The 20,382-nt window shown below is 72.4% G+C and carries 22 protein-coding genes; 11 read left to right on the top strand and 11 right to left on the bottom strand.

The annotated features are described in order from the left end of the window. Positions 1-96: biotin carboxylase N-terminal domain-containing protein (locus ACIHAR_RS31760; RefSeq protein ID WP_279617129.1), on the bottom strand; the 96-nt coding region annotated here is incomplete at its 3' end. A gap of 374 nt (positions 97-470) precedes the next feature. On the opposite strand from ACIHAR_RS31760, the gene ACIHAR_RS31755 reads away from it, so the two are divergent. Next, positions 471-983 carry a hypothetical protein gene (locus ACIHAR_RS31755; protein ID WP_365461206.1) on the top strand — a complete coding sequence of 171 codons (513 nt, stop codon included), beginning with the start codon at positions 471-473 and terminating at the stop codon, positions 981-983. Here the strand turns inward: ACIHAR_RS31755 and ACIHAR_RS31750 are convergent. The 4 genes from ACIHAR_RS31750 to ACIHAR_RS31735 all read right to left on the bottom strand — a co-directional run bounded on the left by ACIHAR_RS31750 (position 952) and on the right by ACIHAR_RS31735 (position 3,734). After that, positions 952-1,572, bottom strand: a complete 621-nt coding sequence (locus ACIHAR_RS31750; RefSeq protein WP_400022832.1) for a Maf family protein — start codon at positions 1,570-1,572, stop codon at positions 952-954. The two genes, ACIHAR_RS31755 and ACIHAR_RS31750, sit on opposite strands and share 32 nt — an antisense overlap. Before the next feature lie 42 nt (positions 1,573-1,614). Then, a complete protein-coding gene (mmpB, locus tag ACIHAR_RS31745) occupies positions 1,615-1,743 on the bottom strand; it encodes a morphogenic membrane protein MmpB (RefSeq protein ID WP_384659112.1) in 129 nt (42 codons plus the stop codon). 170 nt (positions 1,744-1,913) lie between these two features. Then, entirely contained in the window at positions 1,914-2,120 is a 207-nt protein-coding gene (locus tag ACIHAR_RS31740) for an acyl-CoA carboxylase epsilon subunit (RefSeq protein ID WP_365461212.1), read from the bottom strand. A 9-nt stretch (positions 2,121-2,129) separates the two neighbouring features. Further along, on the bottom strand, positions 2,130-3,734 hold the full coding sequence (locus ACIHAR_RS31735) for an acyl-CoA carboxylase subunit beta (RefSeq protein WP_365461214.1): 1,605 nt from the start codon (positions 3,732-3,734) through the stop codon (positions 2,130-2,132). 110 nt (positions 3,735-3,844) lie between these two features. Here ACIHAR_RS31735 and ACIHAR_RS31730 point away from each other — a divergent pair, with 110 nt between their 5' ends. After that, entirely contained in the window at positions 3,845-4,711 is an 867-nt protein-coding gene (locus ACIHAR_RS31730) for a biotin--[acetyl-CoA-carboxylase] ligase (protein ID WP_400022831.1), read from the top strand. A gap of 219 nt (positions 4,712-4,930) precedes the next feature. Beyond that, positions 4,931-6,094, top strand: coding sequence for an adenylate/guanylate cyclase domain-containing protein (locus tag ACIHAR_RS31725; protein ID WP_365461218.1), 1,164 nt, complete (start codon positions 4,931-4,933; stop codon positions 6,092-6,094). A 14-nt stretch (positions 6,095-6,108) separates the two neighbouring features. Here ACIHAR_RS31725 and ACIHAR_RS31720 read toward each other — a convergent pair whose 3' ends face one another. Further along, on the bottom strand, positions 6,109-6,747 hold the full coding sequence (locus tag ACIHAR_RS31720; RefSeq protein WP_400022830.1) for a hypothetical protein: 639 nt from the start codon (positions 6,745-6,747) through the stop codon (positions 6,109-6,111). A 216-nt stretch (positions 6,748-6,963) separates the two neighbouring features. Here ACIHAR_RS31720 and ACIHAR_RS31715 point away from each other — a divergent pair, with 216 nt between their 5' ends. From ACIHAR_RS31715 to hutH, 3 genes are all read left to right on the top strand, one after another. Then, positions 6,964-7,764 (top strand): enoyl-CoA hydratase-related protein, encoded by an 801-nt coding sequence (locus ACIHAR_RS31715; RefSeq protein ID WP_365461222.1) that lies wholly within the window; start codon positions 6,964-6,966, stop codon positions 7,762-7,764. A 114-nt stretch (positions 7,765-7,878) separates the two neighbouring features. Further along, the gene (locus ACIHAR_RS31710) at positions 7,879-9,024 is read left to right on the top strand and encodes a diguanylate cyclase domain-containing protein (protein ID WP_400022829.1); all 1,146 of its coding nucleotides are present in this window, start codon (positions 7,879-7,881) and stop codon (positions 9,022-9,024) included. A gap of 116 nt (positions 9,025-9,140) precedes the next feature. Further along, positions 9,141-10,679 carry a histidine ammonia-lyase gene (gene hutH / locus ACIHAR_RS31705; protein ID WP_400022835.1) on the top strand — a complete coding sequence of 513 codons (1,539 nt, stop codon included), beginning with the start codon at positions 9,141-9,143 and terminating at the stop codon, positions 10,677-10,679. A gap of 49 nt (positions 10,680-10,728) precedes the next feature. On the opposite strand, the gene ACIHAR_RS31700 is transcribed toward hutH, so the two are convergent. Both ACIHAR_RS31700 and ACIHAR_RS31695 read right to left on the bottom strand, forming a co-directional pair. Next, complete coding sequence (locus ACIHAR_RS31700) at positions 10,729-11,517, bottom strand: hypothetical protein (protein ID WP_400022828.1); 789 nt, start codon at positions 11,515-11,517, stop codon at positions 10,729-10,731. A 42-nt stretch (positions 11,518-11,559) separates the two neighbouring features. Beyond that, positions 11,560-11,898, bottom strand: a complete 339-nt coding sequence (locus tag ACIHAR_RS31695) for an LPXTG cell wall anchor domain-containing protein (protein WP_365461228.1) — start codon at positions 11,896-11,898, stop codon at positions 11,560-11,562. Between the two features lie 110 nt (positions 11,899-12,008). Between ACIHAR_RS31695 and ACIHAR_RS31690 the strand changes: the two genes are divergently transcribed. The 4 genes from ACIHAR_RS31690 to ACIHAR_RS31675 all read left to right on the top strand — a co-directional run bounded on the left by ACIHAR_RS31690 (position 12,009) and on the right by ACIHAR_RS31675 (position 16,218). Further along, entirely contained in the window at positions 12,009-12,377 is a 369-nt protein-coding gene (locus ACIHAR_RS31690) for a hypothetical protein (protein WP_365461230.1), read from the top strand. A gap of 233 nt (positions 12,378-12,610) precedes the next feature. Further along, a complete protein-coding gene (locus ACIHAR_RS31685; protein ID WP_365461232.1) occupies positions 12,611-13,861 on the top strand; it encodes an Ig-like domain-containing protein in 1,251 nt (416 codons plus the stop codon). Between the two features lie 156 nt (positions 13,862-14,017). Continuing rightward, complete coding sequence (locus ACIHAR_RS31680; RefSeq protein ID WP_400022827.1) at positions 14,018-15,487, top strand: ABC transporter permease; 1,470 nt, start codon at positions 14,018-14,020, stop codon at positions 15,485-15,487. Between the two features lie 47 nt (positions 15,488-15,534). Continuing rightward, complete coding sequence (locus ACIHAR_RS31675) at positions 15,535-16,218, top strand: ABC transporter ATP-binding protein (protein WP_365461236.1); 684 nt, start codon at positions 15,535-15,537, stop codon at positions 16,216-16,218. 54 nt (positions 16,219-16,272) lie between these two features. Here ACIHAR_RS31675 and ACIHAR_RS31670 read toward each other — a convergent pair whose 3' ends face one another. Genes ACIHAR_RS31670 through ACIHAR_RS31660 form a run of 3 tightly spaced genes read right to left on the bottom strand, consistent with a single transcriptional unit; the run spans position 16,273 to position 19,159 of the window. Further along, the gene (locus tag ACIHAR_RS31670) at positions 16,273-17,820 is read right to left on the bottom strand and encodes a PLP-dependent aminotransferase family protein (protein WP_400022826.1); all 1,548 of its coding nucleotides are present in this window, start codon (positions 17,818-17,820) and stop codon (positions 16,273-16,275) included. 11 nt (positions 17,821-17,831) lie between these two features. Then, positions 17,832-18,554: a B3/4 domain-containing protein gene (locus ACIHAR_RS31665; RefSeq protein ID WP_400022825.1), complete on the bottom strand. Its 723-nt coding sequence runs from the start codon at positions 18,552-18,554 to the stop codon at positions 17,832-17,834. A 2-nt stretch (positions 18,555-18,556) separates the two neighbouring features. Further along, positions 18,557-19,159, bottom strand: coding sequence for a LysE family translocator (locus ACIHAR_RS31660; protein WP_400022824.1), 603 nt, complete (start codon positions 19,157-19,159; stop codon positions 18,557-18,559). A 346-nt stretch (positions 19,160-19,505) separates the two neighbouring features. On the opposite strand from ACIHAR_RS31660, the gene ACIHAR_RS31655 reads away from it, so the two are divergent. Then, positions 19,506-20,294, top strand: coding sequence for a group II truncated hemoglobin (locus tag ACIHAR_RS31655; protein WP_400022823.1), 789 nt, complete (start codon positions 19,506-19,508; stop codon positions 20,292-20,294). Positions 20,295-20,382 lie beyond the last annotated feature (88 nt).

Below are 20,382 nucleotides of genomic sequence, written 5' to 3'. Positions count from 1 at the left end.
GGCGTAGACGGCCACGCTCGCGATACCGGCATCCCGGCACGCCCGGGCCACGCGGACTGCGATTTCGCCACGGTTGGCGATGAGCACCTTGCGCACGATTGAGGCTCCCTCCTTGAAACAAGCCGAGTTTAGGGACTGCCGACACGGCTCTTCGACCCGTCCCCAAAGGTGAGCTTGCCCACACGGAGCGTGATGCGAGGCTCACTCGACCGCGAAATCCCTTGTAGTACCGCCGTACGCAGCACTCCTCCCGGAAACCCTAGCCCTCCACTGTGGTCAAGGTCTCTGTGAGGGCGTGCTGCGGCCCACTCTGATTCTTTGTGGAGTCCCTACGAATGGCCCAACGATTCTTTGCCGGACGCAGAACCCTTGTCCCGCGGTTTACCCGTTAGTAGCGTTCGCGATGTCTCGAACGTACTTCGGGTAACGGCAGTCCTGCTCGGGGCTGGGTCGAAAGTGGGTGGGGACCGGTGGTGCACAGACCGGTGGCGGCGATCGTGGCGGTCGTGCTCTTCGCGGAGGCGCTCGGCGTCGCGGCGCTGAACTGGTTCCTCGGGGTGGTCGTGGACCGGCAGGACATGTCCCTGGCCGGCCTGGACCCGGACATGATGTCCACGTCGTCGAAGATCGGCGGCATCGTCTTCGGCCTCTACTTCGCCCTGTGCGGGCTGGTGGCCCTGCTGGTGGCGCTGCGCGGCCGCCCGCCGGCCGGACTGGGCCGCATCCTGCTGATCAGCGCCGCGGTCGTGCACGGGCTGCTGGGCGCGTTCGCCTGGGGGCTCGTGGGCTGGCCCGCGTTCCTGCTCATGGTGGCCGTGCTCGCGCTCATCGTGCTGCTGCTGATGACGTACGACCGTCAGGGTGGCGCGGGCGCCCCGGAGCCCCGGGACGCCGGGCCGCTGGACGGCGGGCCGAAGGGCGAGGCTCCGCGGGGTGAGGGGCCGCCCCCGGTCACTCCGCCGGCGGCGCCCACAACTCCGTGATCCCGACACCCAGGTCGGCCAGCAGGCGCCGCAGGAGGGGCAGGCTGATGCCGATGACGTTGCCGTGGTCGCCGTCGATGCCGTCGATGAACGGGGCCGAACGGCCGTCGAGGGTGAACGCACCGGCGACGTGGAGCGGCTCGCCCGAGGCCACGTAGGCGGCGATCTCCTCGTCCGTGGGCTCGCCGAAGCGCACGACCGTGGAGGCGACGGCGGAGGCGTACCGCCCGCTGACGGTGTCGTAGACGCAGTGCCCGGTCTGGAGCGTGCCGGCCCGCCCGCGCATCGCCTTCCAGCGGGCGGTGGCCTCCTCGGCGTCCGCCGGCTTGCCCAGGGCCGCGCCGTCCAGGTCGAGGACCGAGTCGCAGCCGATCACCAGGGCGCCCTTGACCTCGGGCTTCGCGGCCACGACGGAGGCCTTCGCCTCCGCGAGGGCGAGCGCCAGATCGGCCGGGGTGGGGGCGGTGACGGCGTCCTCGTCGACCCCGCTCACGATCACCTCGGGGTCGAGCCCGGCCTGCCGCAGCAGGCCCAGCCGGGCGGGGGACTGGGAGGCGAGCACGAGTCGACGGCGCGGCTGATCAGTCATGCGATCAGCGTATCCGCTGGCGCTCGGCCCCGGCCGGTCGCTTCATCTGACGCCGATCACGATCATCGCCAGCATCATGGCCACGGCCAGGAAGAAGCCGAGGCGCCGCAAGGTCTCCTGCATGTCGCGCAGTTCCTTGGGCGGCTCGTTCTCGGGGTCGGACCACAGCATGGTTCCAGGGTGCGCGAGGCCGCCGCCGGGGCGCCTGAGTACGCGTACTCAATGTCGCCGGCCCGCTCCCGGCCCGCAGTACGGCGGCTGCGGGCCGAGGCGGGCTCGTCACGCCCACGCGTTGCGGAGCCGCGGGTCGACACGGCCCCGCGCCCCCGGGCGGGCTGCTCTCAGCTCGGCCAGTACGTGCGGGCCCATGACGCCCGGCCTGGTCGCGGCAGCCGGTGTCCGGCGATGCGCGACGGGTCGGACCAGGCGTCCTTCGTCGTCGGCGCGCCGGACGGCGTGGCGGACGCCGCCGCGGCGCGGGCCCTGACCACCGCCAGTGCGGCGGCCAGCTCCTCCGGGGTCGGATTGCCCCGTACGACCTTGATCACAGAGGCTCCTTACAGGGGGATGTTGCCGTGCTTCTTCGGAGGCAGGGATTCCCGCTTGGTGCGCAGTTGACGCAGGCCGCGCACGATGTGGCGGCGGGTGTCGGACGGCATGACCACCGCGTCGACGTAGCCGCGCTCGGCCGCGACGTAGGGGTTGAGGAGGGTGTCCTCGTACTCCTGGATCAGCCGGGCGCGCACCGCCTCGACGTCCTCACCGCTCGCCTCGGCCTCCGCGATGGTGCGGCGGTGCAGGATGTTGACCGCGCCCTGGGCGCCCATGACGGCGATCTGGGCGGTCGGCCAGGCGAGGTTGAGGTCGGCGCCCAGGTGCTTGGAGCCCATGACGTCGTAGGCCCCGCCGAAGGCCTTGCGGGTGATGACCGTGATCAGGGGGACGGTCGCCTCGGCGTAGGCGTAGATCAGCTTGGCGCCGCGGCGGATGATGCCGTCGTGCTCCTGGTCGACGCCGGGCAGGAAGCCGGGCACGTCGACGAAGGTGATCACCGGGATGTTGAAGGCGTCGCAGGTGCGCACGAAGCGCGCGGCCTTCTCGGAGGCCGTGATGTCCAGGCAGCCGGCGAACTGCATCGGCTGGTTGGCGACGATGCCGACCGGGTGACCCTCGACGCGGCCGAAGCCCGTGAGGATGTTCGGCGCGAACAGCGGCTGCGTCTCGAAGAACTCGGCGTCGTCCAGCACGTGCTCGATGACCGTGTGCATGTCGTACGGCTGGTTGGCGCTGTCCGGGACCAGCGTGTCCAGCTCCAGGTCCTCGTCGGTGACGGAGAGGTCCGCCTCCTCCGGGAACGCCGGGGCCTCCGAGAGGTTGTTGGACGGCAGGTACGACAGCAGCTGCTTGACGTACTCGATGGCGTCCTTCTCGTCGCCCGCCATGTGGTGCGCCACGCCCGAGACGGAGTTGTGGGTGCGCGCGCCGCCCAGCTCCTCGAAGCCGACGTCCTCGCCGGTGACCGTCTTGATGACGTCCGGGCCGGTGATGAACATGTGGGAGGTCTGGTCGACCATGATCGTGAAGTCGGTGATGGCCGGGGAATAGACCGCGCCGCCCGCGCAGGGGCCGACGACCAGGCTGATCTGCGGGATCACACCCGAGGCGTGGGTGTTGCGGCGGAAGATCTCGCCGTAGGCGCCCAGGGAGGCCACGCCCTCCTGGATGCGGGCGCCGCCGGAGTCGTTGATGCCGATGACCGGGCAGCCGGTCTTGAGGGCGAAGTCCATGACCTTCACGATCTTCTGGCCGTAGACCTCGCCGAGGGCACCGCCGAAGACGGTGAAGTCCTGGGAGAAGACGGCGACGGGCCGGCCGTCGACCGTGCCGTAGCCGGTGACGACACCGTCTCCGTACGGGCGGTTCTTCTCCAGGCCGAAGTTGGTGGAGCGGTGGCGGGCGAACTCGTCCAGTTCGACGAAGGAGTCCTCGTCGAGGAGGAGTTCGATGCGCTCACGGGCCGTCAGCTTGCCCTTGGCGTGTTGCTTCTCGACCGCACGTGCGGAGCCGGCGTGCGTCGCCTCCTCGACGCGGCGCTGGAGATCCGCGAGTTTGCCCGCGGTCGTGTGGATGTCGATCTCTTGGCGCTCTTCCGGCTCGGACATCGGGATGCGGCTCCCTGCCTGCTCAAAAGGGGGGACGGTTACTCATCCGTAGCGTAGTGGTGGCCCTACCGATCGGCAGTGCGGCGTTTACCACACCTAGGGTGGCTTGCATGACGCCGCGAGATGCATCAGACCCGAACAACGGCCGGTGGTCCGATCTGGACCGCCCTCCCCTCAACGCCGCCGCGCTGCGGCGGGGGCTCGTGCGGGAGGGCGGGCTGTGGACGGCGGTGGAGGTCGTGTCCCGGACCGGCTCGACCAACTCCGACCTGGTGGCGCTGGCGGCGGCCGGGAAGGCGGACGAGGGGACGGTCCTGGTCGCCGAGGAGCAGACCTCCGGGCGGGGGCGGCTCAACCGGCAGTGGACGGCGCCCGCCCGGTCCGGGCTCTTCTTCTCCGTACTGCTGCGACCGGCTCAGGTGCCGGTGGAGCGGTGGGGGTGGCTGCCCCTGCTGACGGGCGTGGCGGTGGCCACGGGGCTGTCGCGCGCCGCCGGGGTGGACACGGCGCTCAAGTGGCCCAACGACCTGCTGGTGACCGTCGGCGGCGAGGAGCGCAAGGCCGGCGGGATCCTGGCGGAGCGGGCCGGGGCGGACGGCGTGGTGCTGGGGGTCGGCGTCAACGTCACGCTGCGGGCCGAGGAACTGCCCGTGCCGCAGGCGGGGTCGCTGGCGCTGGCCGGGGCCGTGAGCACGGACCGGGACCCCCTGCTGCGGGCCGTGCTGCGGTCCCTGGCGGAGTGGTACGGGCGGTGGCGGGACGCGGGGGGCGATCCGGCGGTGAGCGGACTGCAGGAGACGTACGCGGCCGGGTGCGCGACCCTGGGGCGGGTGGTGCGCGCCGAGCTTCCCGGGGACCGCTCCGTGGTGGGGGAGGCGGTCGCCGTGGACGGGGACGGACGGCTCGTCATCGCCTCCGAGACGGGCGTGCAGGAGCCGGTGGGGGCGGGGGACATCGTGCACCTGCGGCCGGCGTAGGGCCCCGTCGTCCAGGGGGCTCCGGCCTTCGGGACCCCGCCGGGGGCGTTCCGCTCCTGGACCCCCGGACCCCTGGTCGGCGGCCGTCCCCACGCCGGGTGACGTACGCCCGAACGGCAGCGCCCCGTCGCTCCGTCTGACGGAGTGAGCTGGCGCACACCTGCCGTAGAGTTGAGGCCGGTCGATACCTGACCGCGGTAGATCGGAAGGGCAGCAGGCGTGACCGTCGACGACACGGGCTCCGGCGCGGGCGCGGACGGCCGGGTTGACCAGCCCCCACCCTCGAATGCGCTCGAGCGGCGGGACCCCCAGGCCGCCGAACCCGGCGAGGACCCGCTCGCCCTGCGTCTGGAGCAGCTCATCCTCGGGGCCGAGCGGCGCTACACCCCCTTCCAGGCGGCCCGCAGCGCCGGTGTCTCCATGGAACTGGCGTCCCGCTTCTGGCGGGCGATGGGCTTCGCCGACATAGGGCAGGCCAGGGCGCTCACCGAGGCGGACGTCCTGGCGTTGCGGCGGCTCGCCGGTCTCGTCGAGGCGGGGCTGCTGAGCGAGGCCATGGCGGTGCAGGTGGCGCGGTCGACCGGGCAGACCACCGCCCGGTTGGCGGAGTGGCAGATCGATTCCTTCCTGGAGGGGCTGACCGAGCCCCCCGAGCCGGGGATGACCCGCACCGAGGTCACGTATCCGATCGTCGAACTGCTGCTGCCCGAGCTGGAGGAGTTCCTCGTCTACGTGTGGCGCCGGCAGCTCGCCGCCTCGGCCGGACGGGTCGTGCAGGCCGCGGACGACGAGGAGATGGTCGACCGGAGGCTCGCGGTCGGGTTCGCCGACCTCGTCGGGTTCACGCGGCTGACCCGCCGCATGGAGGAGGAGGAACTCGGCGAGCTCGTCGAGGCCTTCGAGACGACCGCCGCCGACCTGGTCGCAGCGCGCGGCGGGCGGCTCATCAAGACGCTGGGCGACGAGGTCCTGTACGCCGCCGACGACGCCGGTACCGCCGCCGACATCGCGCTGCGCCTCGTCGAGACGATGAGCAACGACGAGACGATGCCCGAGCTGCGCGTCGGCATGGCGTTCGGGACGGTGACCACCCGGATGGGCGATGTCTTCGGGACGACCGTCAACCTGGCCTCGCGGCTGACGTCCATAGCGCCCCGGGACGCCGTCCTGGTGGACAGCGCGTTCGCCGAGGAGCTCATCCGTACGGGGGACGCCCCCGCCTCCGAGGCGGAGGCCGCCGAGGAGGCGGCCGCCGCGGAGAAGGAGGGCGAGGAGCCGCCCGTCTACCGGTTCGCACTGCAGCCGATGTGGCAGCGGCCGGTGCGCGGGCTCGGTGTCGTCGAGCCCTGGCTGCTGACCCGGCGCGTCGACGGCGACCAGTGATCGCCTGAGCCCCGTCAGCGGTGCGCCGGTGCGGTGAGCGGATCCACGCAGAGACCGATGACCGGTACGCACAGGCCGGGGATCTCCGGCCCGGGAGCCGGCGAGGCCGTGCTCGGGCCGGGGGCCGGGGCCGACGGACGCGTGGGCGTGGGAGTGGGCGCGGCGGCCCCCTGGGACGCGGTCGGTGCCGGGGTGGGCCTCGCGTCGGGTGTGCGAGGCGTGTAGGGGCCGCTCGGCGTGCGGACGGCGGACGTCGGGAACGCGGTCGGCGTCGGGATCACGCTGCCGGCCGGTGGTGTCGGGCTCGCGTCGGTGCCGCCCATGGCGGCGGGAGCCGTCGGGGTCGCCTCGGGGTGCGTCGGCAGCGAGGCGGCGGCCGTGTTCGTCACGTCGGTGGAGTGCGCGGTGGGTTCGAGGCGGGGTCCGGCCTCCGCCGTGTCCACACCGCCCACGCCCGCGTCGGGTGTCAGCCGGATCAGGCTCAGCGCGCCGGCCGCCAGCGCCAGGCCGCCCGCGGCGAACAGGACCTTCCGGGGGCGGGGGCGGCGGTGCCGTCCGCGGCTGCGGGGGGAGCGGAGGAAGGCGCTGGGCTCGGGGGCGGTCGCAGGGTCCGCCCGGCGCGGACTTCCCCGGTATTCCTGTGCGGTCGTCATAGCGGTTCCCCTCCCGATGTGGTTGCGCCCCCTCCGCGCCGTGGCGGACGCACGTTATGCGCTGCCTCGGGTGGTGCGGGCGGACTCGGGTGGGATGTCACTCGAACGGGTGGGCGGGGCGGTGCGCGGAAACCCGGCCGCCCTTTCCCCGGCGGGTCGCGGCTGCCATGATCGGGCGAGCGAGAAGTGTTAACCCGCGTTAACCCGGAGGGTGTCATGAGCGAGGAACGGTTCGGGGAGTTCGTGCTGGTGCGGCGGCACGAGGACGGGCATGTCGCGGAGCTGGCCCTGGACCGGCCCAAGGCCATGAACGCTGTCTCGACGGAGATGGCCCGGTCCGTCGGGGCGGCCTGTACGGCACTGGGGAACGACCGGGACGTGCGGGTGGTCGTGGTGACCTCCACGCACGAGCGCGCCTTCTGCGTGGGGGCCGACCTGAAGGAGCGCAACTCCTTCACCGACGCCGAGCTGGTGCGGCAGCGGCCGGTGGCGCGCGGGGCGTACACCGGGGTGCTGGAGCTGCCGGTGCCGACCGTGGCGGCGGTGCACGGGTTCGCTCTGGGCGGCGGGTTCGAGCTGGCGCTGGCCTGCGACGTGATCGTGGCCGACCGTACGGCGGTGGTGGGACTGCCCGAGGTGTCGGTCGGGGTGATTCCCGGCGGTGGGGGTACGCAGCTGCTGCCGCGCCGGGTCGGGGCGGCGCGGGCGGCCGAGCTGATCTTCAGCGCGCGGCGCGTGGAGGCCGGGGAGGCGCGGGAGCTGGGGCTGGTGGACGTGCTGGTGGAGGAGGGGCGCGACCGCGAGGAGGCCCTGGCGCTGGCGGCGCGGATCGGGGCCAACTCGCCCGTGGGGCTGCGGGCGGCGAAGCGGGCCCTGCGGCTGGGGCAGGGGCTGGATCTGCGGGCGGGGCTGGAGGTCGAGGACGCGGCGTGGCGGGCGGTGGCCTTCTCGGGGGACCGGGCGGAGGGGGTGGCCGCGTTCAACGAGAAGCGGAAGCCCCAGTGGCCGGGGGAGTGACCGGACCCTGAAGGGGCGGGGCGGGCGCGGCTCCGTGAGGGGCGGGCGCGGCACTGTGACTCGAAGTGGCCGCCCGGTGTCCCCTTTGTTAGTAAAAGCCCATAACCTGTTGAAATGGGTGAGGACAGACGCCTCGCGGCCGTGGTGGCGCTGGCGCAGGGGATGGCGGCCGCGCACACCCCCCGTGAGTCGTGGCGGGCGGCGGCGCTCGGCGCGTGCCGGGCGCTGGCCGGGGGTTTCGCCGCGCTCTCGGTGTGGGAGCGGGACTGCGGGCGGCTGCGTGTCCTCGTGAACGTGGGGGACCGGGCGCCGGACGAGGAGGAGTTCCCGGAAGGCGAGGCCTATCCGGTGCACCAGTTCCCGGAGATCACCGAGTTCCTGCACGAACGCTGGGCGTCCGGCGGTGAGCCCAACGCCTGGGTGGAGACGGCGCAGGGGCCCGCCGCGGGGCGCCCCGGCTACTGCCACCAGCGTGTCGCCGCCCTGCGCCGGCGCGGCCGCGGCTCCTGTGTCGTCGCGCCGATCGTGCTGCACGGCCGCGCCTGGGGCGAGCTGTACGTGGCGCGCTCCTCCGGCACCCCCGTCTTCGACCGCGCCGACGCCGACTTCGCCACGGTCCTGGCCGCCGTGGTCGCCGCCGGGCTCGCGCAGACCGAGCGGCTGGAGGAGGCCCGCCGGCTCGCCTTCACGGACGCCCTGACCGGCCTGGCCAACCGCCGTGCCGTCGACGTGCGGCTGGAGGAGGCGGTCGAGCGGCATCGCGCGCACGGGGACGTGGTGAGTCTCGTCGTGTGCGACCTCAACGGGCTCAAGCGCGTGAACGACACCCGGGGCCATGCCGTGGGGGACCGGCTCCTGGAGCGGTTCGGGTCGGTGCTGTCGCTGTGCGGGGCCATGCTGCCCGGCGCACTGGCCGCCCGGCTGGGCGGGGACGAGTTCTGCCTGCTCGCTGTCGGGCCGCCCGCCGACGACGTGGTGAAGGTCGCCGGCGAACTGTGCCGGCGGGCCGCCGAACTGGAACTCGGCGAGGGAGTGGCCTGCGGGGTCGCGTCGACCGAGGACCCGATCGGGCCGGTGTGTTCCGCCCGGCGGCTGTTCCGGCTGGCGGACGCCGCCCAGTACCGGGCCAAGGCGGTACGGGCCGCCCGGCCGGTCGTCGCGGGACGGGAGGGCCCCGACGACCCCGTCGTCCGCCTCGCCGACGAGCCGCCGCGGGGGCCGGCCGCCGAGCGGCGGAGCTTCCGAGGGCGGCCGAGCTGAGCGCGGACCGCAGGGGGCCTTCCGGGGACCGGCCGGTGTGACGTATCGGTAAGGGGCGGACCCCGGCTCCACTGGTGACATCTTCGTCTTCACTGCGTACGCTCCTGAATATGGATATGCACACTGTGGTGGTGGGGACGTCCGGGGTGACCGCGTCCGACGTGCTCGCCGTGGCGCGCGGCGGCGCCCGGGTCGAGCTCTCCGGAGAGGCGGTGGCGGCCCTCGCCGCCGCCCGCGAGATCGTGGACGCGCTGGCCGCCAAGCCCGAACCCGTCTACGGCGTCTCCACCGGTTTCGGCGCTCTCGCCACCCGGCACATCAGCCCGGAGCTGCGCGCCCAGCTCCAGCGCAACATCGTCCGCTCGCACGCCGCCGGCATGGGACCGCGCGTCGAGCGCGAGGTCGTACGCGCCCTGATGTTCCTGCGGCTCAAGACCGTCTGCTCCGGGCACACCGGCGTACGGCCCGAGGTCGCGCGGACCATGGCCGACCTGCTGAACGCCGGCATCACCCCGGTCGTCCACGAGTACGGCTCCCTCGGCTGCTCCGGCGACCTGGCCCCGCTCTCCCACTGCGCCCTCACGCTCATGGGCGAGGGGGACGCCGAGGGTCCGGACGGCGTCGTACGGCCCGCCGGCGAGCTGCTGGCCGCGCACGGGATCGCCCCCGTGGAGCTGCGCGAGAAGGAAGGGCTCGCCCTCCTCAACGGCACCGACGGCATGCTCGGCATGCTGATCATGGCCCTGGACGACCTCGACACCCTCTACAAGTCCGCCGACGTCACGGCGGCCCTCTCGCTGGAGGCCCTCCTCGGCACCGACCGGGTGCTCGCGCCCGAGCTGCACGCCATCCGCCCCCACCCCGGGCAGGCGGCCAGCGCCGCCAACATGCTGGCCGTGCTGCGGGGTTCCGGGCTGACCGGGCACCACCAGGACGACGCACCCCGCGTCCAGGACGCCTACTCGGTCCGCTGCGCCCCGCAGGTCGCCGGCGCCGGCCGGGACACCATGGCCCACGCCCGGCTGGTCGCCGAACGGGAACTGGCGTCGGCCGTCGACAACCCCGTCGTCCTGCCCGACGGCCGCGTCGAGTCCAACGGCAACTTCCACGGCGCCCCGGTGGCCTACGTCCTGGACTTCCTCGCCGTCGCCGCCGCCGACCTGGCCTCGATCGCCGAGCGCCGCACCGACCGGCTGCTGGACAAGAACCGCAGCCACGGGCTGCCGCCCTTCCTCGCGGACGACGCCGGTGTCGACTCCGGGCTGATGATCGCCCAGTACACGCAGGCCGCGCTGGTCAGCGAGATGAAGCGGCTGGCCGTCCCCGCCTCGGCGGACTCCATCCCGTCCTCCGCGATGCAGGAGGACCACGTGTCCATGGGCTGGTCCGCCGCGCGCAAGCTGCGCACGGCCGTCGACAACCTCACGCGCGTGCTCGCCGTCGAGCTGTACGCCGCCACGCGCGCCGTCGAACTCCGCGAGGGGCTGACCCCGGCGCCCGCGACCCGGGCGGTCATCGACGCCGTGCGGAAGGCGGGGGTCGAGGGGCCGGGGCCCGACCGGTTCCTCGCTCCCGACCTCGCGGCGGCGGACGCGTTCGTGCGCGACGGAGGGCTCGTCGCGGCGGCGGAGACGGTCACCGGACCGCTGCGGTAGACAACGCGGGGCCCTGCCGCCCGCGGACGGACGGCAGGGCCCCGGAGGCTCACTTCAGCTTGGCGACCTGCGCTTCGATCACGGCGGCCGGGACCTTGGACTCCCCGCCCTTCGAGAGCGCGGCGAAGTTGATCGCGTAGAACGTGGCGATCGTGCTGCCGCTGCGCACCACCTCGACCTGGAACGATGCAGTGCCCTGGCCGTCCATGTCGGCAACGGCGGTGAACGCCGTGGACTCGTCGGCGGTCGCGACGGCCTTCCCCGGAGTGATCTTGGTGATCTTCTGGTTCTCGCCGTCGGCGGCGATACCGAATCCGCCGGAGCAGGCGGCGATGCCGTCGGAGACGGCCTTGAACGCCTTCTCCGCGCCGTCCCCTTCGTAGGAGGAGAGGCCCACGAAGGTCGTCGCGACGTTGAACGCGTCCTCGAGGTCGCCGAGGTCCGTCGAGGCGGTGGCGTCCGCCGTCTTGTCCTCTGCCACGGTGTTGTTGACGGCGGCGTCCGTCTCACCCGGCGCGAGGGCGGCCATGGCGTAGGCGAGCGGCTCGCACTCGGCCTTGTCCACCTTCACCACGCTCTTGGACTTCGGGAGCGTGGCGTCACCCGAGTCGACCTTGTAGCCCTTCAGTTCGCCCTGCGCGAGGAGCAGCTTCTCGAGCTCGGCCGCGGTGAGCGCCTTGGCGGCCGGAGCCGACGACGAGGAGGAGGTACCGGAACCCTTCGAGGACCCCTTGGAGTCCTTCTTCGACCCCTCGTCGGAACAACCAGTGATGAGGGCGAGCGACAGAACGCCCACGGCAGCCGTGGCGCACAGCCGCGCACCCTGTGATCTCTTCATGAGCGGACTATGAGGTGCCCGCGGACGGAGCGTCAAGTTTTTTCAAAAACCGAGACGTTCCCGGCGAACGGAATAAACCACGAACCCCGCACCCAGTGCGAGCAGGGTGGTTCCGCCGACCACGTAGGGGGTGGTGTCGAAACTGCCCGTGTCGGCGAGGCGGACGCCGTCGCCGCCGGTGCCAGTGCCGACGGCCGCCTCGGCGCCCGTGGCGTCGGAAGCGGTCGTGCTCGCGGCCCGCGCCTGCGTGGTGGTCCGCGAGGTCGCGTCCGTTCTCGCCGGGGCGTCCTGTGTCGCGTTGGCGTTCGGGACGAACCACAGGGCGCCCAGGAGGGTCCCCGCGGCGGTGGCGGTCAGCAACGGACGGCGAGCGGATGACACGGAATATCGATCCCCCTTGTGGCGCTGGCGAATTGGCCGTGTGGCCCGATGCTAATGAAAGGCGCGGGTCGTGGGAAAGTTGCGGGAGGCGGGAGCCGTACGCTCCCGGCATGAGTACTGAAGAGACATCCCGATATGTCCGGCTTCGCGTGGAGCTCGTCGTGGAGGTTCAGGACGCGGACGCCGTGACCGAGGCCGCTCTGCGCCGCGTCGCGGAGGATCCGGAGGCCCCGGAGGCGGAGCGGGCGCACGCCGAGAGCGCTGTGACGGAAGACACCGCCGAGGCCCTCGCCTACCTCGTCGACCCGTTCGACCTCGTCAGCGAGGTGCCGGGGATCGAACTCCAGCAGGCCTCGTGGTCGAGCGAACCCATCGAATACGACCCCGACTCGCCTGACTGGGACTTCGGCGAGGATGATGGCGGCGAGGACGGCGGGGCGAACGTCGACGGTGACGGCCGCGCGCGCGGCATCGGCTGAACGTCTTGGGGAATTCGTGACCCCGGGCGGCAACCGCCACCCGGGGTTCCGTCGTCTCACAACACGCACTGACCGACACCGCACCACCGGTCCCGGGCGATCACCGCCATCGTGGACGTGGTGTGGCCCACACATTCGAGGAATGTGGAACGGGACGAACCGGTCGTAGCGTTGTTGGTCTTTGACGGGGACTCTCGGGGTATCGGGAATCGGCGACGATGGAGAAGCGTGTGATGACGGACAGTAGGCGGCGCAGGGGTCTGATGACCGCGTCCGCACTGCTCGGCGGTGTTCTGGTGCTCTCTGCCTGTTCCAGTGGCGACAGCAGCGCCTCGGACGGCGGGAAGAACGGCTCCTCGCAGGCCCAGGCCGACGAGGCGGCGGCCCAGAAGTCCTCCGAGGCCCAGATCAAGATCACGCCCGCGGACGGCTCGAACAACGCCTCCATCAACAACTCGGCGACCGTCACGGTGAGCAAGGGCACGCTCACCCAGGTGACGATGACCGCCGCCGACGGCACCGCCGTGGAGGGCGAGCTCTCCGCCGACAAGACCAGCTGGAAGCCCAGCGTCCAGCTCGAGCGCTCCACCACCTACAAGCTCGCGGCGACCGCGAAGGACTCCAAGGGTCTCGAGGCCCACGAGAACGCGTCCTTCACCACGGTCTCCCCGGACAACAGCTTCATAGGCAACTTCACGCCGGAGGACGGTTCCACCGTCGGTGTGGGCATGCCGGTGTCGATCAACTTCAACAAGGAGATCACCAACAAGGCCGCCGTCCAGAAGGGCGTCACGGTCTCCTCCAGCAGCGGCCAGGAGGTCGTCTGCCACTGGTTCAACACCCAGCGCATGGACTGCCGTCCCGAGGACTACTGGCAGGAGAACTCCACCGTCACGCTGAAGCTCGCGCTCGACGGCGTCGAGGGCGCCGACGGTGTCTTCGGCGTCCAGCAGAAGACGGTCACTTTCAAGATCGGCCGCAACCAGGTCACGTACGTCGACGCGAAGACCAAGCAGATGAAGGTCACGCAGGACGGCAAGACCGTGCGGACCATCCCCATCTCCGCCGGCTCGCCCGAGAACAAGACGTACGAGGGCCAGATGGTGATCTCCGAGAAGTTCAAGGAGACCCGGATGAACGGCGCGACGGTCGGCTTCACCGACGACGACGGCAAGGGCGAGTACGACATCAAGGACGTGCCGCACGCCATGCGCCTGACCACCTCCGGCACCTTCGTGCACGGCAACTACTGGGGCGCGAAGTCCATCTTCGGCTCGGTGAACACCAGCCACGGCTGCATCGGCCTGTCCGACACCAAGGGCGCCAACGACAACAGCACGCCGGGTGCCTGGTTCTACAACAACTCGATCGTCGGTGACGTCGTGGTCGTCCAGAACACCGGTGACAAGACCGTCTCCCCGGACAACGGCCTCAACGGCTGGAACATGGACTGGGCGCAGTGGAAGGCCGGTTCCGCCGTCTGAGACGGTTCCTGACGGTCCGTCCCACTGCCGACCCACAGCGATCCGGTGCCGCCCTCAGGGGCGGCACCGGTGTTTCCGGGGTCGGACACAGCCTTCTCATCGATCTCTTATCTCGGCCTTATTCCTTCATCACGCTCCGTGCCTAGCTTGCGGCGCATGTTCTTCACCTACCTGAGGCGCGAACTGCGCCGCCGCAGAAAGGCGGCCCTCGTCGTCGCCTCCGGCCTCGCGCTGGGCATCGCGCTGGTCATCGTGGTCACCTCCGTGTCCTCCGGCATGGGCAAGGCCCAGGACAAGGTCCTGCAGTCCCTGTACGGCCTGGGAACGGACATGACGGTCACCAAGGCCGCCACGCCCACCGCGAACCCCTCCGAGCGGCCGCGCTTCCGGTTCGACGCGCAGGACGACGGCTCCGGCGAGGAGCAGAGCAGCGACCGCGTCATGGTCCAGGGCTTCCAGACCCTGTCGACCTCGACCGTCACCGAGGTCGGCGAGCAGGACGGCGTCGCGGACGCGGTCGGCGGACTGAGCCTGCAGGTCATCAAGGTCAGCGGCCAGTTCACCCGCGGCCAGTTCCAGCAGAACGGCAACGGCGGCCAGCAGGGCGGTCCGGGCGGCGCCGGCGGCGGGGGCGGCCAGCCGCAGGGCGAAGTACAGGGCGGCGGCGCCGACTTCGACGTCAACAGTTACTCCGTCTACGGCACCGACGTCACCCAGCCCGCGCTCGGCCCGCTGACCTCCTCCAAGATCACCAGCGGACGTGCGTTCAAGTCGACGGAGACCGACGCGAAGGTCGCCGTGCTCGACTCGGCGTACGCCAAGGAGAAGGAGCTCAAGGTCGGCTCCACCCTCACCGTCAAGAGCGTCGAGTTCAGTGTGATCGGCATCGCCACCGCCGACAGCGGCGACTCCGCCGCCGACGTCTACATCCCGCTGACCCAGGCCCAGACCCTCAGCGACTCGAAGAACAAGGTCACCACGATCTACGTCAAGGCGACCGACTCCCAGAAGATCGACAGCGTCAAGTCCGCGATCCAGAAGAACGTCTCGGGTACGACGGTGACGACCTCCGCGGACCTCGCCGACACCGTCTCCGGCTCCCTCTCCACGGCGTCCTCCCTCGCCACCAGCGTCGGCACGTGGCTGTCCATCGCGGTGCTGCTCGCCGCGTTCCTGGTGGCCGGGCTGCTGACCTCGTCGGCGGTGTCGCGGCGCGTGCGGGAGTTCGGGACGCTCAAGGCGCTCGGGTGGAAGTCCGGCCGGGTGACCCGGCAGGTCGTCGGTGAGGCGATGGTCAACGGCCTGCTCGGCGGCGTACTCGGGATCGCGCTGGGCCTGGCCGGCGCGTACGCCGTGACCGCCGTCAGCCCGACCCTGCAGGCGCAGCTGGGCTCCGGCGGAGGTGGCGGCGGCACGGGCGGCGGCCCCGGTGGCGGCGGCTTCGGCGGTCCCGGGCGGCAGGCCGCGGCCAGGACGCTGGACGTCGCGCTCACCGCGCCGGTCAGCGTCACCACGGTCGCGATCGCCGTCGGCCTCGCCGTGGCCGGCGGGCTGATCGCGGGGGCCTTCGGCGGCTGGCGGGCGTCCCGGCTGCGGCCGGCGGACGCGCTGCGACGCGTCGAGTAGCCGTAGCCGCTGTCCCCGACCCCCTCACCGCACCCAGGAGTTGACCCATGTACGAACTCAGAGGCGTCACCAAGCGCTACACCCGCGGCAAGGACACCGTCCACGCCCTGGACGGCGTCGACCTGACCATCCCCGACGGCGACCGGCTCGTCATCCAGGGCCCCACCGGCGGCGGCAAGTCCACCCTGCTGCAGATGCTCGGCGGACTCGACCGGCCCTCCGAGGGCGAGGTCGTCCTCGACGGCACCGACCTGGCCAAGCTGTCCGAGGCCCGGCTGACGAAGGTGCGCAGCGAGAACATCGGCTTCGTCTTCCAGTCGTTCAACCTCATCCCGACCCTCACCGCGCAGGAGAACGTCGAGACCGCCCTCGTCCCCCTCGGAGTCAAGGGGAAGGAGCGGCGCGAGCGGGCCGCCGAGGCGCTGAGGTCGGTCGGGCTCGGCGAGCGGCTCGGGCACCTCCCCAGCGAGATGTCCGGCGGGCAGCAGCAGCGCGTGGCCATCGCCCGCGCCCTCGTGAAGCAGCCCAAGGTGCTGCTCGCCGACGAGCCCACCGGCAACCTCGACGAGTCGATGCGCGACGAGATCATGGACGTGCTGGAGACCCTGTGGAAGGAGCACGGGCTCACCTTCATCATGGTCACCCACGACTCGTCGATCGCGAAGAAGGCCCCGCGCCTGGCGACGATCCGCAAGGGAAAGATCACGGTGAAGGAGAACGCCGCCACGTGACGTCCCCCTGACGCACCGAGTGTCTCCGCGCCCCCGGGCACACCGCCCGGGGGGTCACGCGGCCAGTGTGCGCAGCGCCTCGCCGAGAGACGCGACCCCTTCGGGGATGACACCGGCGGGGGTGGCCGCGTAGCCGAGGACGAGGCCGGGGCGGCCGGTGAGTTGCCGGTGCCAGGACAGCGGCTGGACCTTCACACCCCGGGCCAGCGCGGCGGTGGCCAGCTCGGTGTCCGGCACGTCCGGCGCGTAGGTGACGGTGAGATGCAGTCCGGCCGCCGCGCCGTGCACCACCGCGCCCGGCAGGTGGTCGGCGAGGGCACGGATCATCTCGTCGCGGCGGCGCCGGTGGCGGCCGCGCAACAGCCGTAGCTGCCGCTCCAGGGCGCCGGACTCCATCAGCCGGGCGAGCACCAGCTGCGGCAGTACGGCGTTGCCGAGGTCGGTGAAGCGTTTGGCGTCGACCAGCGCCTCGCGGTGCCTGCGCGGCGGCACCACCCAGCCGATCCGCAGCGCGGGCGCGAGCAGCTTCGACACGCTGCCCAGGTAGCAGACCCGGTCGTCGAGGAGCGCGCGCAGGGCGGGCACCGGGGGCCGGTCGTAGCGGTGTTCGGCGTCGTAGTCGTCCTCGACGATGAGGCCGCCGTCCGCCGCCCAGCTCAGCAGCTCCCGGCGGCGCTCGCCGCTCGTCACCACACCGGTGGGGAACTGGTGCGCGGGCGTGAGCAGCACCGCGCGGGCGCCGGTGGCGCGCAGCGCGTCCACGCGGACGCCGTCGTCGTCGACCGGCACCGGCGGGGTGGCCAGGCCGCCGTGCTCCAGGTGCTGGCGGGTGCCGAGCGAACCGGGGTCCTCGACGGCGACGGCGTCGATGCCGTCCGTCGCCAGTACGGGGTGCAGCAGGGTGAGCGCCTGCGCGGTGCCGGCGACGACGATCACCTCCTCCGGCTCCACCCGGATGCCGCGCCCGCGCGCCAGCCAGCCGGCGACGGCGCGGCGCAGCTCCGGGGCGCCGCGCGGGTCGCCGTAGCCGAGGTGCTCGGCGGACAGCCCGGTGAGTACGGCGCGCTCCGCACGCAGCCAGGCCGCGCGGGGGAACGCGGTGAGGTCGGGCCGGCCGGGCGTGAAGTCGATGCGGGAGGGTGCGGTGCGCAGCGCGTCGAAGACGTCGGGGCCCGGGCGCTCGACGAACAGCGTGCCCGGGCCCACCGGACGCGGGGTGACCGGGGCCGGGCCCGACACCGTGTCCGCGGCGGGGAACGGCAGGGCGGGGGAGACCGCCACCACCACCGTCCCGCCACGCCGGCGCCCCTCGACGTGACCGTCCTCCGTCAGCCGACGGTACGCCTCGGCGACCACCCCGCGGGAGACGCGCAGCTCGGCGGCGAGTACCCGGGTGGGTGGAAGCCTGCTGCCCACGGTCAGCCGGCCGTCGGCCATCGCCCGCCGCAACTGCCCTACCAGCCAGTCCGCCTTGCCGCCGCGAGGCGCGTCGTCGGCGTCGAGCTGCAGGAAGTCCGAGCCGTGGGCGGCCGACCCGCCGCGCGGGGACGGGACGTCCGTCGTACGGCCGGTCCGCTGCTCCCGCTCGATCACCCGAACCATGCTGCCACGGGTCACCCCGCCGGCTTCCCGGCGTCCGGGAAGACGAACTCCGGTGCGGCGGAGGTGAGGACGGCTGTCGCCGGTTCGGCCGGCCAGTGCGCGGCCAGCTCCTCGGCGACGGTCTTCAACAGCTCCGGCACGACCTCCTCAGCGCCGTCGTGCAGGGCCTCCGCCACGACCAGGATCCTGCGGGTGTGCTCCCCGACGGCGGAGTGGCCGCTCTGCCGGTTGGTCCAGCGCCGGGCATGGGACCGCCCGGCGGAGTCGGCGAAGATCACCTCGCCGGGCGCGGGGTGCTCGACGGCGCCCCCGAACGTCGTGTACTCCTCGTCGCCGCGGGCGTACCGCACCTCGAACAGCGGCCCGGCGATGCGGTCGGCGTCGAGCGCCGCCACCGGGACGGCGTAGGCCGCGGAGACGGCGTTGCACAGGTCGACCACCGGATGGATGCGCGGCAGGCTTCCCTCCTTCCGCAGCCGCCGCAGCAACGACTCCGAGGCGCACCGGTACTGCGTCGGCTTGAGCCCCATCCGCGCGAACGCCCGCCGCCAGGCCAGGACTTCGGGGAAGCCGCCCTCGGCGCCCTCGGCCGCCAGCCGCTCCGACGCGCGCGCGGTGTACTCGGCGACGCGCGGGCCGACGTCGGCGCGGGCGTCGATGCCGGTGGCGTACAGGACGCCGGCGGTGAGGCCGGGGTGGTCGAGACGGACGGCGCCCGCGTGCCTGAATCGCATGCTCATGCCACCGCCAGCCGTGCGCTCAGGCCCACGAAGCAGGCGGCGAACACCCGGCGGATGCCGGTCATCACCCGCGGCCGGGCCAGCAGACGGTCGCGTACGGCCGCGGCGCACAGGCCGTACGCGGTGAAGACGACGAAGGACAGTGCCATGAAGACCGCGCCGAGCCGGAGCATCGCGCCGACGGAGCCGGAGGCGCCGGACGGGACGAACTGCGGCAGGAACGCGACGAAGAAGAGCGTCAGTTTCGGGTTGAGCAGGTTGACCAGCACCGCCGAGAGGATCACCCGGGCGGCCGGGCGGGGCTGGGCCTCCTCGACCTGCAGCGCCCCCTTGCCCCGGTACACGGCCCACGCCATGTACAGCAGATAACCGACCCCGAGGTACTTCACCGTCTCGTAGGCGACCGCGCTGGTGTGCAGCAGCGCGGCCAGGCCGGTGATCGTCGCCGCCAGGTGCGGCACGATGCCCAGGGTGCAGCCGAACGCGGCGACCACGCTCGCCCGGCGGCCGTGGGACAGCCCGGCGGCGACGGTGTACACCACCCCGGTGCCGGGCGTGACCGTCACGACCAGGGCGGTCAGCAGGAACGCGATGCTCACAGCGACCTCCGCGGGACCGACCCGGCCGGGTCGAACCCCGGCAGCACAGCCCCCGGCAGCACAGCCCTCGGCAGGACCGACCCCGGCAGGACCGACCCCCGCCCGACCGCCCTCCGTGAGACGGACCCCCGCACGATGGACCTCGGCAAGTTGGACCTCGGCAAGACTGACCTCCGCAGAATTTGACGTCCCTTCACCCTGCCCAGCCCTTGGCCCGGCCGACAGAGCCAAACCAAGCGGGTTCGACAGGTCCAAAGAGGCCGGACAGCGCCTCCCCGCCGAGCGTTGAACGAACGCCGCCCCGGAGGGGCAGCCTCCGCCGCCCCTTCCGTGTTTGCGTGGCCCCATGACGGCCGAGACAGCCGGCGCATCCACCACCGTCGAGTACATCCGCTACCGCATCCCCGAGGCGCGGTCCGCGGAGTTCCTCGCCGCCTACACCCGTGCCGCGCCCCACCTCGCGGCCTCACCCCACTGCGTCGACTACGAACTCACCCGTTGCGAGGAGGACTTCGCGCACTTCATCCTGCGCATCACCTGGACGTCGACGGAGGACCACCTCCAGGGCTTTCGCACGTCCGACCTGTTCCCCGCCTTCCTCGCCGAGATCCGCCCGTTCGTCGGCGACTTCGAGGAGATGCGCCACTACAAAGCCACGTCGGTGCGCGGCGAGGGCTCCGCCGTGCCGACCCTCTACGAGTGGGCGGGCGGCGCCGAGGCCTTCTCCCGCCTGACGGACGTCTTCTACGCCAAGGTGCTGCGGGACGACCTCCTCGCCCCGGTCTTCGCGGGCCTGGCCCCCGAGCACGCCGCGCACGTCGCCCTCCGGCTCGCGGAGGTCTTCGGCGGCCCGGCCACCTACTCCGCGACCCAGGGCGGCCACAGCCACATGGTCGCCAAGCACTTCGGCCGGGGTATCACCGAGCCGCAGCGGCGCCGCTGGGTGAACCTCATCCAGGACGCGGCGGACGAGGCCGGCCTTCCCACCGACGCCGAGTTCCGCTCGGCCTTCCTGGCCTACGTGGAATGGGGCACCCGCCTCGCCGTGTACTTCTCGGGCCCGGACGCCGAGCCGCCGGCGGAGCAGCCGGTGCCGAAGTGGGGCTGGGGGGTGGCACCGCCGTATCGGGGTTGACGGGGGCCGCTGCGGGTTGTCGGGGCCTGAGGCGGAAAGGGGAGGGCGGTCGGGTTGGGGGCAGATGCACGGCTGCGGGCGCGGCCGC

Source organism: Streptomyces sp. NPDC052016 (assembly GCF_044548445.1).
In the GTDB taxonomy this organism is placed as follows: Bacteria; Actinomycetota; Actinomycetes; order Streptomycetales; family Streptomycetaceae; genus Streptomyces.
The sequence above is the reverse complement of the archived record's forward strand: the minus strand, read 5'-3'. Positions and strand labels throughout refer to the sequence as shown.